This window comes from Mycolicibacterium rhodesiae, assembly GCF_002086695.1.
In the GTDB taxonomy this organism is placed as follows: Bacteria; Actinomycetota; Actinomycetes; order Mycobacteriales; family Mycobacteriaceae; genus Mycobacterium; species Mycobacterium rhodesiae.
Genome location: NZ_MVIH01000011.1, coordinates 71,839 through 88,447 on the forward strand (window position 1 = coordinate 71,839; position 16,609 = coordinate 88,447).

At 69.1% G+C, this 16,609-nt stretch carries 14 protein-coding genes; 8 read left to right on the forward strand and 6 right to left on the reverse strand.

Annotated features, from left to right (window positions below):
* Positions 1-25: 25 nt before the first annotated feature.
* Complete coding sequence (locus BST42_RS20765) at positions 26-1,123, reverse strand: Rv1157c family protein (RefSeq protein WP_083121212.1); 1,098 nt, start codon at positions 1,121-1,123, stop codon at positions 26-28.
* 14 nt (positions 1,124-1,137) lie between these two features.
* Positions 1,138-1,740: a hypothetical protein gene (locus BST42_RS20770; RefSeq protein ID WP_133057492.1), complete on the reverse strand. Its 603-nt coding sequence runs from the start codon at positions 1,738-1,740 to the stop codon at positions 1,138-1,140.
* Positions 1,741-1,953: 213 nt separating this feature from the next.
* On the opposite strand from BST42_RS20770, the gene BST42_RS20775 reads away from it, so the two are divergent.
* A complete protein-coding gene (locus tag BST42_RS20775; RefSeq protein WP_237159531.1) occupies positions 1,954-3,132 on the forward strand; it encodes a mannosyltransferase in 1,179 nt (392 codons plus the stop codon).
* Here the strand turns inward: BST42_RS20775 and BST42_RS20780 are convergent.
* Complete coding sequence (locus tag BST42_RS20780) at positions 3,107-3,394, reverse strand: 4a-hydroxytetrahydrobiopterin dehydratase (protein WP_083121215.1); 288 nt, start codon at positions 3,392-3,394, stop codon at positions 3,107-3,109. The genes BST42_RS20775 and BST42_RS20780 overlap by 26 nt on opposite strands.
* Before the next feature lie 179 nt (positions 3,395-3,573).
* Here BST42_RS20780 and BST42_RS30340 point away from each other — a divergent pair, with 179 nt between their 5' ends.
* Genes BST42_RS30340 through BST42_RS20800 form a run of 4 tightly spaced genes read left to right on the forward strand, consistent with a single transcriptional unit; the run spans position 3,574 to position 9,648 of the window.
* Positions 3,574-6,903 carry a hypothetical protein gene (locus BST42_RS30340; protein ID WP_165760893.1) on the forward strand — a complete coding sequence of 1,110 codons (3,330 nt, stop codon included), beginning with the start codon at positions 3,574-3,576 and terminating at the stop codon, positions 6,901-6,903.
* A gap of 39 nt (positions 6,904-6,942) precedes the next feature.
* Complete coding sequence (locus BST42_RS20790) at positions 6,943-7,332, forward strand: (deoxy)nucleoside triphosphate pyrophosphohydrolase (protein ID WP_083121216.1); 390 nt, start codon at positions 6,943-6,945, stop codon at positions 7,330-7,332.
* 12 nt (positions 7,333-7,344) lie between these two features.
* The gene (locus BST42_RS20795) at positions 7,345-8,559 is read left to right on the forward strand and encodes a cytochrome P450 (RefSeq protein ID WP_083121217.1); all 1,215 of its coding nucleotides are present in this window, start codon (positions 7,345-7,347) and stop codon (positions 8,557-8,559) included.
* 9 nt (positions 8,560-8,568) lie between these two features.
* Positions 8,569-9,648, forward strand: coding sequence for a hypothetical protein (locus tag BST42_RS20800; protein WP_083121218.1), 1,080 nt, complete (start codon positions 8,569-8,571; stop codon positions 9,646-9,648).
* On the opposite strand, the gene BST42_RS20805 is transcribed toward BST42_RS20800, so the two are convergent.
* Positions 9,645-9,917 carry a hypothetical protein gene (locus BST42_RS20805; RefSeq protein ID WP_036343782.1) on the reverse strand — a complete coding sequence of 91 codons (273 nt, stop codon included), beginning with the start codon at positions 9,915-9,917 and terminating at the stop codon, positions 9,645-9,647. The genes BST42_RS20800 and BST42_RS20805 overlap by 4 nt on opposite strands.
* A gap of 75 nt (positions 9,918-9,992) precedes the next feature.
* On the opposite strand from BST42_RS20805, the gene BST42_RS20810 reads away from it, so the two are divergent.
* Genes BST42_RS20810 through BST42_RS20820 form a run of 3 tightly spaced genes read left to right on the forward strand, consistent with a single transcriptional unit; the run spans position 9,993 to position 14,444 of the window.
* Complete coding sequence (locus BST42_RS20810; RefSeq protein WP_083121219.1) at positions 9,993-10,619, forward strand: hypothetical protein; 627 nt, start codon at positions 9,993-9,995, stop codon at positions 10,617-10,619.
* Positions 10,616-12,514 (forward strand): translational GTPase TypA, encoded by a 1,899-nt coding sequence (gene typA / locus BST42_RS20815; protein WP_083121220.1) that lies wholly within the window; start codon positions 10,616-10,618, stop codon positions 12,512-12,514. The genes BST42_RS20810 and typA overlap by 4 nt, the downstream gene beginning before the upstream one ends.
* Before the next feature lie 19 nt (positions 12,515-12,533).
* Positions 12,534-14,444 (forward strand): ABC transporter family substrate-binding protein, encoded by a 1,911-nt coding sequence (locus BST42_RS20820; protein ID WP_110918696.1) that lies wholly within the window; start codon positions 12,534-12,536, stop codon positions 14,442-14,444.
* A 2-nt stretch (positions 14,445-14,446) separates the two neighbouring features.
* On the opposite strand, the gene BST42_RS20825 is transcribed toward BST42_RS20820, so the two are convergent.
* On the reverse strand, positions 14,447-15,391 hold the full coding sequence (locus BST42_RS20825; protein WP_083121222.1) for a hypothetical protein: 945 nt from the start codon (positions 15,389-15,391) through the stop codon (positions 14,447-14,449).
* 127 nt (positions 15,392-15,518) lie between these two features.
* Complete coding sequence (locus BST42_RS20830; RefSeq protein WP_133057493.1) at positions 15,519-16,514, reverse strand: hypothetical protein; 996 nt, start codon at positions 16,512-16,514, stop codon at positions 15,519-15,521.
* Positions 16,515-16,609: the final 95 nt, after the last annotated feature.

Here is a 16,609-nt window from a genome sequence, read left to right on the forward strand (position 1 = left end):
CAACCCTAGCGCGGCTTTTCGCGCATCATGGCACGACGGTCGAACCGATTGTCGGCATGAAGGTGCACTGCTTGTCGACAGTGGTGACCTGGCCGAAAATCGTCGACATGATGCTGCCGGAGCCGGTGTCGGCGATGGCGGTCAGCGTGGTCGGGCCCGCGGAGTTGATGTCCGGGTTCGGCTTCAGCGTGACGCTGCCCGACTTGCCGGTGGTCAGGTTGACCCAGGTGACGTTGAGCGGAAGCTTCTGCTCGGCGGCCGGGGCGGGAGTGCCGACCGCGGTGAAGACGTAGGCGGTCTGCCCGGCGGCCGGACCCGGGGTCGGGATCTTGGCCGGACCCGCCACGGAGATCGCGGTGGCGATCACATTGCCACCGTCCTTGAGACACCCGTTGCTGATCGACGGATACATGAAGTCCTGGGTGGGCGGGGTGGCCGGGTCGTAGTTCGGCGGGGTCGCCGCCGCGGGCGCCGGGGCCGGTGTCGCAACGTTGACCGAATTACCGGCAGGCGTCGCCGACGGGGTCGGCGGCGCGGCCGGATTCACCACGGTCACCGGGGTGGGCACCTCGGGCATCGCCTCCGGAGCAGGACCGACCGCATGCGCAGGGTCGATGCCGACCGGCAGGTGTGCTTCGGTGCCGAAGATCGAGCTGGGCGCGGCGCCGTCGGGCAGGTGTTCAGGCAGGGGAGCGGGGCCGTTACCCGTGCCCGGCGTCATCAGCGGCGTGGTGCCGTGTGCGACGCCGAGCGCCTGGGGGGCGGCGGGGGCAGCCGCCGCAGGCAATGCGGCCGACGGGCCTGCGGCCCCGCCATCCTGCACGAACTTGGTCACTTGCTGGGCCAGTGCCGCCGAGCCGCCCGGCGTGGTGGCACCACCAGCGAGTTGTGAAGCAGCCGCGAGTAGCAGCGACTGCGCCGATGAGGGGTTCCCCGCGGCCTGCTGGACGACCGGTCCGAGCATCTGCATGGCGTCGAGGCCGGGCAGCTGACCGGGGTCCAGCGGGATGGCCGGGTCCGCGGCCCCGACCGGGCTGAACGCCAGGCTGGTCGCGGCCACGAACGCGGCAGTGGTCAGCAGAAGAGCCGGCTTGGCGATCTGCGGCACGGTGAACTCCCTCATCGGGTGGTGGTTGGTCAGGGCAGAGCGGACAGCGGCAGCAGCTGGCCGAGGCCGGCGCCACCCGGTGTGGTCGGCGCGACCGGCGCGCTGGCCGGCGGTACACCGGCAGGTCCGGCGACCGCGGTGGCCACAGGGGCCACTGGCGCCGGGCTGCCGACCGCCAGGTTGTCGCCGACCTTGACCGGGAACGGCACATCCGACGGCGTCAGGTTGGCCAGGTCGCCGGGCACGCCGAGCTGGTTCAGCAGCGGGGCGACCGCTCCGGTGATCCCGCCGGGGGCGGGAGCCGCCGGTGCGGCCGCGGGCGCGGCCGGAGCAGGCATGCCCGGCAGCGTGGCGGTGGCCGGAGCGCCGCCGATCGGCGAGACCGGCAACGTCGACGGTGCGCCGGTGAGCGCCGACGCGCCGCCCAGTGCGGTCGCGGCGGATTGCAGGATCGCCGCGGCGCTGGCCGGGTTCGTGACGAACTGCTGCAACATGTTCAGCGCGGGCACGCCGGGAACAGCCGGCGAGACACCGGGGTCGGCGCCAGCCGACGGGCTCAGTGCGAGCGCGACCGAGCACAGCCCGGCAGCACCAATTATGTTGGCGGCGAATAACTTTGATCTACGTGACATGGTCATCCCAATCCCTCGAGTGCAGGTCTAACCCGAAGGTAGTCCGTTACTAGAGTTACTCAAGTGACACGTGTGGTGTTTATTCAACCGTTACGGCAGTGATGGTCTTGTGTGATGCCCGAGCCCGTGTGGGCCCGCTCGAAGTTCGGCGCGATAACCGGTGTACAGCCCCGGTTAGCGCGCCGAAGTTGGGAGCGTCGCTACAGTCGCCACGTGGACACGAAGGCCCGGGCGCGGCCAGTCTGGCTGGCCCCGGTTCTGCTGATCGTCAGCGTGGCCGCGCGGCTGGGGTGGACCTACCTGGCGCCCAACGGCGCCAACTTCGTCGACCTGCACGTCTATCTCGGCGGCGCCGGAGCGCTCGCCCACCCCGGCACGCTGTACTCCTACGTCTACGCCGACCAGACCCCCGACTTCCCGCTGCCGTTCACCTACCCCCCGTTCGCGGCGCTGGTGTTCTATCCGTTGCACCTGCTGCCGTTCGGAGTGGTCGCGTTCTGCTGGCAGCTGGGCATCATCGCCGCGCTCTACGGCGTGGTCCGAGTCAGCCAGCGGCTTCTGGGCACGCCAGCGACCGATGGCCGCGGCGTCGCGATGCTGTGGACGGCCGTCGCGATCTGGCTCGAACCACTGCGCAGCAACTTCGACTACGGCCAGATCAACGTGATCCTGGTGTTGGCGGTCCTCTGGGCGGCTTACAGCAGCCGCTGGTGGCTGTCGGGTCTGCTGGTCGGGCTCGCGGCAGGCATCAAGCTGACGCCGGCCGTGACCGGGCTCTACTTCCTGGGCATGCGCCGCTGGGGCGCGGCGGTCTTCTCCGCGGTGGTGTTCGCAGGCACCGTCGGGCTCTCGGTGGCGGTGATCGGTCAGCAGGCCCGCTTCTACTTCACCGATCTACTCGGTGACGCCCGGCGCGTCGGCCCGATCGGAACCTCGTTCAACCAGTCATGGCGCGGCGCGATCTCCCGCATCCTCGGCCACGATGCCGGTTACGGACCGGCGGTGCTGGCCGCGATCGCGGTGACCGCGGTGCTGGCGGTCCTGGCGTGGCGCGCGCTGGACTCGGACCGGCTGGGGTGTCTATTGGTGGTGCAGCTCTTCGGTTTGTTGATCTCGCCGATCTCGTGGACTCATCACTGGGTGTGGTTGGTGCCGCTGATGATCTGGCTCCTACAGGGACCGTGGCGAAATCGATTGGGCGCCAAGGTGCTCGGCTACGGCTGGCTGGCACTGACAGTGATCGGGGTGCCGTGGCTGCTCAGCTTCGCCCAGCCGACGATCTGGCAGATCGGCCGCCCCTGGTACCTGGCGTGGGCGGGGTTGATCTACGCCGTGGCGACGTTGGCCACGCTGGCCTGGATCGCGGCTACACCTCGCCGAGAAGCTCGTTGATATCGGCGGCCATCTGCACATCCTTGTCGGTGATTCCGCCCTCGGAGTGCGTCACCAGCACGAAAGTAACTGTGCGCCAACGGATATCGATATCAGGATGATGGTCTTTGCGCTCGGCGTGTTCGGCGACCCGGCGCACTGCCTCGATCCCGTCCAGGAACGACGGGAACTTCACCGAACGGCGCAGCGCACCCTCGGCATGCTCCCAGCCGTCGAGCTTCATGACAGCGGAGTTCACGTCTTCATCGGTCAGCACGGCCATACCGCGAGTCTTCTCCGGTCTGAACGCTGACGGAAGACCGAAAGAAAATCAGGGACATCTGTCTCAAATTCGGGACTCGACTCTCATTTGGATGTTAGGTTGCCAAAGTTGCTCGACCTGTCGTTCGCGACGCGTAGGCCGGCATCCAAGCAAATCGCACAAGCGACTCGGGGGCGCTGATGATTTCCACTGCCATGTCCACGATCACCGACGGCCGTCCGGATCTCCGGCGGCCTTTCTGGTTGCGGGCGCTGCCCGTGGAGTTCGGCGGCCTGGGTGTGCCGAAGCCTGACGCCCGCGTGCTGGCCTGGCTGGGTGCCTCGGCGATCACGCTGGGTGTGGGTGCGGCGCTGGCGTCGACGCCGGCGACGGCCGCCGCCGACGCCACCGGCTCGGCCGGCGGCAAGGGCCCGAGCACGTCGAGTGCGTCATCACCAACGGGTGCAACGAAATCCACCGGTCAGCATGGCCCGAAGACGCGGCTGAAGTCGCCGAGCGGATCGGCGGCGAGCAAGTCGTCCAGCGCGCGCGTTGCGACGCCGGCCGGCGCGGTCACCGAACCTGCCGCCGACCAAGTGGACACCACCGTCAAGTCCACGGTGAAGGCCAAGTCCACCTTGCCCAAGGCGGCGGCGGCGATGCCGACCCCGGATGCGGTGGTCAACTTCTTCTTCGGCAACGGAACTGCTGAGCATCCCAATGGCGGGATCATCGTCGGCAACGGCTACTCCTGGACGGTCGACACCTGCACCGGCGGCAAGGTTTGCCGCGGCGGCAACGGTGGCGCCTTCGGCAACGGCGGCAATGGCTTCAACGGTGGCAACGGTGGCGCTGCCGGATGGTTCGGCAACGGTGGCGCGGGTGGCGACGGCATCGCCGCGGTCAACGCAGGCCGGGGCGGCAAGGGCGGCTCCGGCGGGATGATCGCCGGTAACGGTGGCGCCGGTGGCCAGGGCGCCGACATCGTGTCGGCCGGCGCGACCGGTGGCGCAGGCGGCTCTGCGGGCCTGTTCGGTGTCGGCGGCCAGGGCGGTGACGGCGGGCAAGCCGCCGACTCCGTGATCGCGGGCGGAACGGGCGGCACAGGTGGTCGCGGCGGGGCCGGCGGTCTGCTGGCAGGCAACGGCGGTGCCGGTGGTGCCGGCGGTGCGGCGATACCCGAGGCCGGCACCGGAGGCGTCGGCGGGCACGGCGGCAACACCGGGTTGATGTCGATCTACGGCACCGGCGGCAAGGGCGGGGTCGGCGGTGACGCCGCGACCGGCGGGCGTGGCGGCGCCGGAGGAAACGGTGGCGCGCTGGCGATCTTCGCGAACGGTGGCGACGGCGGTGCGGGCGGCAACAGCCCAGACCAGGGCGACGGCGTCTACCTCGGTGGGCGGGGCGGTGACGGCGGCACCGGCGGTCTCTGGGCGGGCAACGGCGGCGACGGCGGCGTGGGCGGTCACGGCGGAGGCAACGGCGGCGACGGCGGCAACGTCGGGCTGCTGTCAGTTGTGGGCGCCGGCGGCGGAGGCGGTGACGGTGGCGTCGGCCAGAGCGGCACCCCCGGCAGCAACGGCGTGATCAATCGCATTGACGGACTTGACGGTGCGCCCGGTGAGAAGGGCGGCTCCGGCGGCAACGGAGGTAACGGCAGCCTCATCTTCGGTGCGGGCGGCGACGGTGGCTCCGGCGGCTCCGGCGGCACCGGCGGCAGCGGCGGCAAGGGCTACAACGTGACGAGCGCCGAATCGGTCAGCGTCGGTGACGGCGTGCCCGGTGGCGCAGGCGGAACGGGCGGACGTGGCGGTGACGGGGGAGCCGCAGGTGGCAGCGGCGGCGTCGGCCGGTACTTCTTCGTCTTCGCGTCGAATGGCAGCGCCGGTGCGGCAGGTGCCGGCGGTGCGGGTGGCGCCGGCGGCCTCGGCGGCTGGGGTGGCTCGAGCACGGACACGACCGCGACCGGCGGCAGCGGCGGCACCGGCGGCCAGGGCGGCGCCGGCGGTGACGGCGGCGCGGCGACCGCGATCAATCCCGCGGGTGAAGGCGGCATCGGTGGTGTCGGCGGCAACGGTGGTGCCGGCGGTTATGGATACGGCACCGGCGGCGCCGCGGGCACCGGAGGTCGCGGCGGCGACGGTGGATCCGGCGGGGCCGGCAGCACCACGCAAGACGGCGCCGACGGTGGCGCGGGCGGTGCCGGCGGCACGGGCGGAACCGGTGGCAACACTGTGGAGAACGGCACCGCTGCTGTCGGTGGTGGCGGCGGTGACGGCGGCAATGGCGGCGCCGGCGGACCCAACGGCGGCACGGGCGGCGACTTCGGCCAGGGCGGCCAGGGCGGCGAGGCCGGCCAGGACGGACCCCGGGCCGACAGCGGCCCGAACGGCACGGCCGGGCAGCCCGGAACTCCTTCCGCCGCCGCGGCATCGGCGAGCGCGGCCCGGCTCACCGCGGCTGCGCCGACGGCGTTCGCCTCGGCATCGGCACAGCCCACGTTGCAGTCGCTGTGGTCCGGTCTGGTCGACCGGCTCAACTACATCTTCTTCAACAGCTCGCCCACCTTCTCGAACGAGACCGATCCCCAGGACCAGGCCACCGGCGCCATCAACGGGCGCCTCGACGGGGTCAGCCACAACGGCTACAAGGTCACCTACTCGATCGGGACCGGACCCAAGTACGGCGAGCTGACGAACTTCGATCCGGAGACCGGGACCTACACCTACACGCCCAACTCGGCACTGGTCACGCCGGGCGTGACCGATAGCTTCACGATCGTCGCCGACAACGGTGCCGGTGCTCAGCTGTCCGGACCGCTGGGCTTGGTGCAGGTCACGCTGCACCAGTTGGCCATTGCGCTGGGACTGGCCAAGCCCGACACCGTCGAGGAGACGTTCACCGTCAAGGTGCTCGGCGACGGTGTCTACGGGCTGACGTCCAACTCCGAATACGCGATCGTCAACCAGAGCTACGAGAACTGCACGCTCAACGCCACCGGGGCGGCGATCGCGCAGGCAACCGGGGGACGCGAGCGGCCGACCGAGATCGACATGGTCAGACTGGCTCAGGCCACCAACAGTGTGGTCCGGCCTGGCGCGAAGATGTATCTGGACGAGAACACGGCCGACGGTGTCGCGGTGAAGGACGCGGTGGCGCTGATGGCCAAGGAGTTCGGGCTGACCGCGAACACCACGCATTACGACGACAGCCCGGACGCCATGGGTGATCTCCAGGCGAACCTCGCCTACGGCAACGCGACCATGGTGACCGTTTCCGCGTCCCTGATGTGGAATGCGATCCCGAACTCGTCGGAGTCGGCCAACCCGAACTACACCGACCTCGACCACGAGATCGTGGTGATCGCCGTTGATCTCAAGCGCGGCGTCGTGACGGTCAACGACAGTTCGGCGACCAACGCTCAGGACGAGCCGATGGGCGCCGGCATGGAGGTCTCACTGGCTGCTTTCCTGTCGTCCTGGAAGACCAGCAAGTACGAGCTCACGGTCGTCAACGCCAGCCTCGGGTAACCGGGTCACGGGCGGCGTGACCGTATACCGTTGCACGCCATGGCCGCCCAGATCGTCGTCGCCGGAGCGCTGATCTCCGGCGCGACGCTTCTGGTCGCCCAGCGACAGCGTCCGCCCGACCTGGCGGGACTGTGGGAGCTGCCGGGCGGGAAGGTCGTGCCGGGCGAGCTCGAAGCCGACGCGCTGGTGCGGGAGCTCAATGAAGAACTCGGGGTCGACGTCGTCGTCGGGGAACGTCTCGGCGCCGACGTGCCGATCGGTGAGTCGATGATCCTGCGGGCCTACCTCGTCACCCACACCGGCGGGGCCCTGCACCCGCACGACCACCGTGCCCTGCGGTGGGTCAGCGCCGCCGAGCTGGAATCGCTGGCCTGGGTGCCCGCTGACCGGGCGTGGCTGCCGGAGCTGGCGAAACGCCTTGGCGGGTGAGCCGGCCGCCCTATGATCTGGGGCGTGCTCACGGACGTCACCGCCGACGTTGATCTCACCGACGGCCGGTTCTACGCCAGCGGCCAGGCCCGCGAGGCGTATCGCTGGATGCGTGCCCATCAGCCGGTCTTCCGCGACCGCAACGGCCTGGCCGCCGCAGCGACGTACCGCGCGGTGATCGACGCCGAGCGGCAGCCGGAACTGTTCTCCAACGCGGGCGGGATCCGCCCGACGACCCCGCCGCTGCCGCACATGATCGACATGGACGACCCGCAGCATCTGCTGCGGCGCAAGCTGGTCAACGCCGGGTTCACCCGCAAGCGGGTCCGGGACAAGGCGAAATCCATTGACGCGCTGTGCGATACGTTGATCGACGCGGTGTGCGAACGCGGTTCCTGCGACTTCGTCCGCGACCTGGCCGCGCCGCTACCGATGGCGGTCATCGGCGACATGCTCGGGGTGGCCCCCGAGGACCGCGACACCCTGCTGGGGTGGTCCGACGACATGGTGGTGGCGCTGAGTTCGGTGGCCACCGAGGAGTCGCTGCTGGCCGCGGCCACCGCACTGACCGCCTACAACGAGTTCATGGCAGGCTTCGTCGCGCAGCGCCGCCGCGAACCCGCCGACGATCTGGTCAGCGTGCTGATCGCTGCCGACGTCGACGGTCAGCAGCTCACCGACGAGCAGATCTACGCCGAGACCCTGCTGATTCTGATCGGCGGTGACGAGACCACCCGGCACACGCTGTCCGGCGGAACCGCCGAACTGAGCCGACATCCCGAGCAGTGGCAGGCGGTGCGCGACGACCCCGACCTGTTGCCCGGGGCGGTCGAGGAGATGCTGCGCTGGACCTCACCGATCAAGAACATGTGCCGAACTCTGACCACCGACACCGACTTTCACGGCACGGCGCTGCACCAGGGCGAGAAGATCCTGCTGCTGTTCGAATCGGCCAACTTCGACGAGACGGTCTTCGATGATCCCGATACCTTCCGCATCGACCGCAATCCCAACAACCACGTCAGCTTCGGCTTCGGCACCCATTTCTGCCTGGGCAACCAGTTGGCCCGTCTGGAGCTGACCGCGATGACCCGCCGGGTGCTGGCCCGGCTACCGGATCTGCGGTTGGCCGACGGTGCGGAGCTCCCGCTGCGGCCGGCGAATTTCGTCAGCGGGTTGGAGGCCATGGAAGTCGAATTCACGCCGACCGCACCGGTTTTCCGCTGAGGAACCGTCGTGAGCGTGCTCCGGTTCGTCTGGCAGCGCGTCCTGGCGTTCGACTGGATCGGGTCCCGGGTTCCGCAACTCATCCAAATCTGGCTGCTGGAACTGTTTTTCGCGATGCCGCTGGCATTCTTCATCGGTAAGGCCATCGACATTCACGGCGCGCTCGGCGTGCCGGGCACGGGGGAGTCGATGCCCGGCGCCTTCTGGGGAGCGCTGGTCGTCGCCCTGATCGCCGGCTTCTTCTTCGTGCGCACACTGCTCAAACCCAGAATCGTGAAGGGTTCGTGGGCGCCGGTGGTGCACGCCGACGTCGGCGACGTCACGGTGTACGCCGCCAACAATCAAGCCCGGGTCGATTACGTCTACCTCAGCAGCCACCCGTCGTACGCGCTGCTGCTCCTGCTCACCGCACCCATCCCGGCGGTCATGGTCGCGGCCACCACCAATCAGGGCGACAGCACCTTCTACTGGCGCATCACCGGCATCGTCGGTCTGATCATTCTCGGCTGCATGGCGCTGGCGCGGGTATTGGCCTGGTACGTCTTGCGATTCGGTCGACGTCAGCTCGACGATCAGCTGTCCGGTCTGCGGGTGTCGGCACGCAGGCTGGGCTGGGAGATCGCCTGGAAACCGGTGCTGATGCTGGTGGTGCTGATGTACGCCATCGTCTGCATCCCGCTGGGCTGGATGTGGATCGCCGAGAAACGCACCATCGCGGGGCTGCCCGAGGTGACCGTTGCGGACGGCCGGGACCACGTCGGCGACTATCGCCGGGTGCGGGGCACACCGGCGTCGGCCCCGCAGTACTGGGCGCCTCGCGGTACCGGACGCGGCGGCAACAACTATGCCGGGGCCGGGATCCTCGTCGACCTCGACGCCGGAGGGCAGGCGCTGCTGCTCGCGGAATCGATGTCGGTGCCCGACTTCCGCGGCGTCATGCAGCACACCGGCGACGGCCGGCTGAAGGCCACCGGCAAGGTGATCGACCAGATCACCGACGACCAGCGCACGTATTACGGCTTCGACCCGGACGTGTTCGGCGCGGCACCGCCGGGCGGGCGCGTCATCCTGCTGCTGTCCTACCCCTAGTACTTGAGGGCGTCACCCGCGACCCGCACATCGGCGAACTGCCGCGGGTGATGCGCGGCATGCACCGGGTGCATGAGGACGGGGTGGCGGCAGTGGGGGCACGTCTCCGGCTGCCGGCGATCCGACGAGACCGTCAGGTGACGGCAACCCGCACACCGTACGACGTACGCCGCACCGATCCAGTTGAGCAGCCCGAGATAGATGGCGGCGGTGGCCGCTGTGCCGAGCACCACGATGAGGGCAACAGTGAGAACTTCATAGACCGTCATGTCCGAACCTCCTTTGACGGTATGCATTCACGGTAACTCCGCCGAGTTTGCGAATGGTGTGGAAAGCCTGTTGGAATGCCGTACGTGGGGACGCTGGCGACACTTTCGCGGCAATGTTGGCTGTTCGCGGTGGGTTCGGCGTTCTTCGCCGCAGCGACCGTTCCCGGTTTCTCCGCCGTTGCCGGTGCGGGCGCCGCCAACTGGCTCTGCTTCGCCGGCTCCTGCTTCTTCACCGCTGCGGCCTGGATGCAACTGATTCTCGCCACACCGCCCTGGAAGCTCGAATGGCTCTCGGCGGCAATCCAATTCGCGGGCACGGTGCTGTTCAACATCAGTACCGGTGCCGCGGTGTGGGCGCACGCGACCGGGGTGCGCCGGCACTACGTGTGGACGCCGGACGCGTTGGGGTCGGTCGCCTTCCTGGTGAGCGCGGCGCTCGGGGTGGCTGCGGCCACGATCGCGGTGGGGCTGATCGCGCTCGGTTCGCGCGACTGGCAGGCGGAGTGGATCAACATGATCGGCTCGATCGCGTTCGGTGTCTCCGCGGTGGGCGCATTCGTGCGGCGAACCGGAATCACCGAGGACGCGCTGGTAGCGAACCTGGGAACCTTCTTCGGAGCGCTGTGCTTCCTCGGCGCGGCGCTGCTGGTGCTTCCTCGTTTTCGCAAAAGGGCACCTGCGCTGCGAGAATCAGGGCCGTGAACAACCGAGACTTCCGCAATGTCGCCATCGTGGCGCACGTCGACCACGGCAAGACCACGCTGGTGGACGCCATGTTGCGGCAGTCCGGCGCCTTGACCCACCGTGGTGACGACACCATCGAACGCTTGATGGATTCCGGTGACCTGGAGAAAGAAAAGGGCATCACGATCCTGGCGAAAAACACCGCCGTGCATCGTCATAACCCCGACGGGACGATGACAGTGATCAACGTCATAGACACCCCCGGTCACGCTGACTTCGGCGGTGAGGTGGAGCGCGGCCTGTCGATGGTCGACGGTGTGCTGCTGCTGGTGGACGCCTCCGAGGGCCCGCTGCCGCAGACCCGGTTCGTGCTGCGCAAGGCGCTCGCCGCGCACCTGCCGGTGATCCTGGTGGTCAACAAGACCGACCGTCCCGACGCCCGGATCGCCGAGGTCGTCGAGGAAAGCCACGATCTGCTGCTCGACGTCGCCTCCGATCTCGACGAGGAAGCGCAGGCGGCCGCCGAGAAAGCACTGGACCTGCCGACGCTGTACGCCTCGGGACGGGCCGGCATCGCCAGCACCACCCAGCCCGCCAACGGTGAGAACCCCGACGGCGAGAACCTCGATCCGCTGTTCGACGTCCTGCTCGAGCACATTCCGCCGCCGCAGGGCGATCCGGAGGCGCCGCTGCAGGCGCTGGTGACCAACCTGGACGCCTCGGCGTTCCTGGGCCGGCTCGCGCTGATCCGCATCTACAAGGGCCGCCTCAAGAAGGGCCAGCAGGTGGCCTGGATGCGCGAGGTCGACGGCCACCCGGTGATCACGAACGCCAAGATCACCGAGCTGCTCGTCACCGAAGGCGTCGAACGCACCCCTACCGAGGAAGCCGTCGCCGGCGACATCGTCGCCGTGGCCGGCATCCCCGAGATCATGATCGGCGACACCCTCGCCGACCCCGACCACGCGCACGCGCTGCCCCGGATCACCGTCGACGAGCCGGCGATCTCGGTGACCATCGGCACCAACACCTCGCCGCTGGCGGGCAAGGTGTCCGGCCACAAGCTCACAGCGCGAATGGTCAAGAGCCGCTTGGACTCCGAACTGGTCGGCAACGTCTCGATCAAGGTCGTCGACGTCGGCCGCCCGGATGCCTGGGAAGTGCAGGGCCGCGGTGAGCTGGCACTGGCGGTGCTCGTGGAGCAGATGCGCCGCGAGGGTTTCGAGCTGACCGTCGGCAAGCCGCAGGTGGTCACCCGCACCATCGACGGCAAGCTGCACGAGCCGTTCGAGGCGATGACCATCGACTGCCCGGAGGAGTTCGTCGGCGCCATCACCCAGCTGATGGCCGCCCGCAAGGGCCGCATGGAAGAGATGGCCAACCACGCAGCCGGATGGGTGCGGATGGACTTCATCGTGCCCAGCCGCGGCCTGATCGGATTCCGCACCGACTTCCTGACGCTGACCCGCGGCACCGGAATCGCCAACGCGGTGTTCGACGGGTACCGACCGTGGGCGGGGGAGATCCGGGCCCGGCACACCGGCTCGTTGGTGTCCGACCGCTCCGGTCAGATCACCCCGTTCGCGATGATCCAGCTCGCCGACCGTGGGCAGTTCTTCGTCGAGCCCGGGCAGGAGACCTACGAAGGCCAGGTCGTCGGAATCAATCCGCGCGCCGAGGACCTCGACATCAACATCACCCGGGAGAAGAAGCTCACCAACATGCGGTCCTCCACCGCTGACGTGATGGAGACACTCGCCCGGCCGCTGGAGCTCGGCCTCGAACAGGCCATGGAGTTCTGCGCCGAGGACGAGTGCGTCGAGGTGACGCCGGAGATCGTGCGGGTGCGCAAGGTCGAGCTCGACGCCACGAGTCGGGCGCGGGCGAAATCCCGGGCCAAGGCCAGGGGCTGACCTGCGACCTATCGCTACTCTGAGGGGCGTGCCGAGGAGACTGCGCAGCCTTCGAGTGCTGGCTGTGCTGTTGTCCGTGCTGGTCACGGCCGCTTGCACGGTCAGCCCGCCGCCGGCTCCGCAGAGCACCGAGACGACGAACGTGCCCCCGCCGCCACCGGCCCGGCCAACTCAGATCATCATGGGCATCGACTCGATCGGCGCCGGGTTCAACCCGCACCTGCTCTCCGACCAGTCGCCGGTGAACGCCGCGATCAGTGCGCTGGTGCTGCCCAGCTCGTTTCGCCCGGTCCCGGATCCGGCGACGCCGACCGGCTCCCGCTGGGAGATGGACCCGACGCTGCTGGTCTCGGCGGAGGTGACCAACCAGAACCCGTTCACCGTCACCTACAAGATCCGCCCCGAAGCGTCGTGGACCGACAACGCCCCGATCGCCGCCGACGACTTCTGGTACCTGTGGCGCCAGATGGTCAGCCAGCCCGGCGTGGTCGACCCCGCCGGCTACGACCTGATCACCGGCGTGCAGTCGATCGAGGGCGGCAAGACCGCGGTGGTGACGTTCGCGCAGCCGTACCCGGCGTGGCGGGAGCTGTTCAACGACCTGCTGCCCGCGCACATCGTCAAGGATGTGCCGGGCGGGTTCCCGGCCGGCCTGGCCCGCGCGATGCCGGTGACCGCCGGCCAGTTCCGGGTGGACAACATCGACCCTCAGCGCGATGAGATCCTGCTGGCCCGCAACGACCGATTCTGGGGACCGCCGGCGCACCCCGACCAGATCCTGTTCCGCCGCGCCGGCGCGCCCGCCGCACTGGCCGACTCGATCCGCAACGGCGACACCCAGGTGGCGCAGGTGCACGGTGGCGCTGCCGCGTTCGCTCAGCTGTCGGCCATCCCGGATGTGCGTACCGCGCGGATCGTCACTCCTCGGGTCATGCAGCTGACGTTGCGGGCGAACGAGCCCAAATTGTCGGATCCGGCTGTCCGCAAAGCGATTCTGGGGCTGCTGGACGTGGATCTGCTGGCCGCGGTCGGCGCCGGCAGCGACAACACCGTCACCCTGGCGCAGGCGCAGGTGCGTTCGCCGAGCGATCCCGGCTACGTGCCCACCGCACCGCCGGCACTGGGCATGCAGCGGTCGCTGGCACTGCTCGAGCAGGTCGGCTTCCAGATCGACCGGACTCCCACCGAGTCGCCGGTGCCGTCGCCGCCGTCGGCCGGGTCGCGCACCGAGACGCCGCAGCCGGGTCCGCCGGAGATCACCCGCGGGCGGGTCAGCAAGGACGGCGAGATCCTGTCGCTGGTGATCGGCGTGGCCGCCAACGACCCGACGTCGGTTGCGGTCGCCAACACCGCCGCCGACCAGTTGCGCAGTGTCGGCATCGCCGCGACGGTGCTGGCGCTCGATCCGCCGGTGCTCTACGGGGATGCGCTGGTGAACAACCGCGTCGACGCCATCGTCGGCTGGCATGCCGCCGGCGGTGACCTGGCCACCTCGCTGGCCTCGCGCTACGGCTGCCCGGCCCTGGAGGCGACGCCCGTCTCGACGGCGGCTCCGACCAGCACGACCGCAAGCCCGTCGCCGACGGCCTCGTCCAGCCCGTCGCCGGTCACCACGACCATGACGCCGACAAGCCCGCCGCCGCCCGCGCCCGAGTCGGGTGCGCTGGTTCAGGCACCGTCGAACTTGACCGGGATCTGCGATCGCAGCATTCAGCCCAATATCGAAGCGGCCCTTGATGGTTCGGCCAAGATCGACGACGTCATCAACCTGGTCGAACCGCGGCTGTGGAACATGTCGACGGTCCTGCCGATCCTGCAGGACACCACGATCGTCGCAGTGGGCCCGAGCGTGCAGAACGTCAGCCTGAGCGGAGCGGTGCCGGTCGGCATCGTCGGTGACGCCGGCCGATGGGCCAAAGCCGCGCAGTAGACCTACCGGCCGGAGGCGGCCTTGTGCGCGCGCTTCGAACCGGCGACCCCGCCCTTCTTGGCGGTGGACGTGGCGCTGCCGGCTGTGGCCGGCTTCGTGGTGGTGGACTTGGCCAGGCGGCTTGCCGCTCCGCTCGGGGCCGGCACGGTGGGGATCGGCCGGGTGGTGGCCCCGGGGCCGGCGATGAGGTCGGCGTAGACCCGCGCTCGTCCGGTATCGATCTTGAAGGCGAGGTCGTTTGCCGCGGCGGTGACCGCCTGCTGGATCGGTGCCCGGCCCGCGGTCAATGCGGTGACGACATCGCCGGTTTGGGCCAGTGTCGAGGCGAACGCCGTCGCCCCGGCCACGGCGCCGCCGAGCACTGTCAACGGGCCTTGCACCAGCGCCTGGGCGGCGATCTGATACCCGGCGACGAGGGCGTCCTGGGATGCGGTGAAGGTTCGTTCGAGGGTGGCCTGCAGCTCGAAGCCGCCGAAGGGGATGCGCGATGCGGTGAGCAGGCTGAAGGTGTTGGTGATGGGCACCTGAATCGCGAGCAGTGCCACGCCGAGAGCTTGGGCGACGTCTCGGCCGGCCTGCAGCGCGCCGATGAACGCGACAGGGCTGCTGATCAGCCCCTTGCCCAGCCCGACCAGACCCCACCCGGTGAACGGCGCGTAGGTCGGCAACGGCGCCGGAGTATTCGGTCCCAGGCAGTAGGTGTCGCACTGCTGGGTGCTGCCGATCAGGATCGGGGTCGCGGCGAGGATGTCGCCGAGCAGGTTGATGCCGATCTGGTAGGGGATCGCGCCGAGCGCCGGGACGGACAAGTCGGTGAGCTGGATCTGGGGTAGGTGCACCGAGGTGACGGGCGCGCTGTGGCTGGGGATCAGCGGGCTGACGGCAATGACGCCCGCCCCCGCGAGCGCGATGCTGGTCCGGTAGAGCGAGGTGACAGCGGTAGGCATTTCTGGCTCCTTCGCCGAGGTGTACCGACCAGGCGAAACTTACCTGACAGCAAACTGGGAAACTGCGAGTTGGCAGAAGTTATGACCGGTGCTTGAGCGGTGAACCAGTTCGGCCCGCCCTGGGGAGTCAGTCGGCCGACGAGCCGCCGCTGGAAGAACTGGAAGAGGAGCTCTTCGAGTCCCGGGCCGAGCCCGCCGTCGAGCGTGTCGTCCCCGTCGACGCCTTGCTCTCGCTGCGGCCCTTGGTCGGGGTCGCCGAGCCCGTGCCCGAGTCGCTGGAATCGGTCGACTTGCTCGTGATGGTCGGCCGCAGGCTGGCCGCCGTCGGTGTCGTGTCGGGTTTACGAGCGGAGCCGGCCTTGGTGTTCAGGCCGGACGGAGCCGGTGTCGCGGTATCGGTGGCCGGCTCGCTGGTGACCGGTTTGGCCTCGGTCCCTGCGCCGGCAGTCGCCGAGGCGACCAGCTTCTTGAGTGCGGTGGGCGGCGGGATGGCCGGCGCCCGGCGTCCGTACAGAACGTCCCTGATGCCGTCGAGAATGATCAGCCCTGGACCCCAGAACGCCCGGATTGCGGCCTTGACGGTGTCCAGCGCACCGGTGATGTCGCCGTTGAGCAGGTCGAGGGCGGCGGTCACGACGAATTGCGGAACGCGGATGATCACCGCCACCACGGCGTAGGCCGCTTCGACGACTTTTCCGCCGAGATATGAGGTGTCCAAGACCAGGCCGTTGAGCGCCTGCACCACGTCGGAACTGACGACTGACGTGACGAATCCTGTGGTGGATGGGGCAGGAGTGGCGTTGGCCGACTCGACGAAGCCAGAACCTATAGGGTCGGGCCGATAAGCAGTTTGCTCGGGGAGGGCCGCGACCATCGACGGCTCCGGATTGATCGCCGAGCTGACCTCGCGGCTGATGCGATCGGCGTCCGCGGCCAGGGCGGCCAGGATCTGTGCGAGCGCAGGACCGATATCGGAACTCGGCAACTTCGGCGTCAGCGCGCTGAGCAGGGATTTATCGGACGGGCTGAGCAAATCGGGGCTGGTGGACAGCTGCGTCGTGGAGATCTGCATGTCCCTGGATGGAGGCGCGAGGGGGTTGGCCACGACCACAGTCGCCGCCACGAGTGCCACTCCTGTAGTAAGGAATGGCCCCAACGCCCGTCGCATGCCGTCTCCCTAATCCGTGTTTGCGGCACCGGCTAGGAGAACGATACCTG